Source organism: Vibrio hibernica (assembly GCF_015223435.1).
GTDB classification, from domain to species: domain Bacteria; phylum Pseudomonadota; class Gammaproteobacteria; order Enterobacterales; family Vibrionaceae; genus Vibrio; species Vibrio hibernica.
The window spans coordinates 1-1,091 of sequence record NZ_VHKO01000133.1 but is presented as its reverse complement, the minus strand read 5'-3'; the positions used below and the strand labels follow the sequence as shown (position 1 = coordinate 1,091).

The following is a 1,091-nucleotide window of genomic DNA, read 5'->3' as shown; positions in this document are numbered from 1 at the left end:
GGCTCTGTTAGCGTTAACTGTTGATTGATATTTTACTCGTCATTCTTCTAATGGTTTCCAGTAAAATCCATCACATAGCAAATTGGTTAATGTTAATGGGGCTTCATCTTTAGATGAAGTCATTAAGCGATTCCAACCAAGATAATGTGGAAGGTACGCTGTACCAACACCATAGAATCTACCTATCCACTTCCGTAACCGCATCATATAATTATTCACGTTTTGTATATGAAACTGCTTTCCAATAACGCGCTGGTTTTTGCTAGCGATCATTCTGTAGTGAGTTAAATCATTCTCTTTAGCAAAGCTCTTATAAGCATTTGCGCCATCTGAACAGAGAATCGAGTCAGAAGTAACAAGTGGTTGTAATACTTCACTAATTTCTTTCTTACTATTACGCTTGAGTACAGCATCGACAATGCCACCGCTTCTGTCTTTGATTATAAGGACAGGTATTTGATCTTCTTTTTTGCGTTTATCTGCCTCTTGCCCACGTTTGCGTGGGTCTCGGTGCGCAATAGTCTTCTTACCTTTAAAGCTCTCAGCAAAGAACATCTCATCAACTTCAACAATGCCTGATACTTCAGTCATTTGAGTTGTTGCGGAGGCTTTCAAAAAGCGATGTCGCCAACGAAACGCAGTTGTCTTATTAACCCCTAGTCGTTTCGCTGCTTGCCTCACTGTTATGGATTCGTTTAAGCAATCAACTTGAGCTTCCCAAAGGTGCTTTTTGCGTAGTCTTGTAAATGGTGTTTTAGTCAAAGCGTTGAATGTTTTTCCGCACCCATCTTCTTTGCACTTATAGCGTTGCAGACCAGAAGCCATACCCCAACGACCAATGGACATCGAACCACAATGAGGACAGGCTACCGATTCATTCTTTTTGCACTGATCTATTTGCCTATAAGTTTCCGACTCATTGACCTTTGAATCGACCTTATCTTTCAGTAAAGTAAGTTGGTGACGCGTTAGCTCAGATAATATATTGATTACTTGGGTAAAGTTTCCAGTTTTCATAGCAAAGACTCCTATCTCTACCATGAAATTATAGCTCATTTTTTAGACTTCAACACTTAATGCTAACAGAGCCA

1 protein-coding gene is annotated in these 1,091 nt (G+C 39.9%); it reads right to left on the bottom strand.

The genetic code is table 11. From position 1 onward, the window contains the following. Nucleotides 1–39 precede the first annotated feature (39 nt). Nucleotides 40–1,017, bottom strand: coding sequence for an IS1595 family transposase (locus tag FH976_RS15810; RefSeq protein WP_194091729.1), 978 nt, complete (start codon nucleotides 1,015–1,017; stop codon nucleotides 40–42). Nucleotides 1,018–1,091 lie beyond the last annotated feature (74 nt).

What these genes read in the sequence shown, in the direction of transcription:
- FH976_RS15810 (WP_194091729.1), bottom strand. Translation starts at nt 1,017, where the DNA reads ATGAAAACTGGAAACTTTACCCAAGTAATCAATATATTATCTGAGCTA.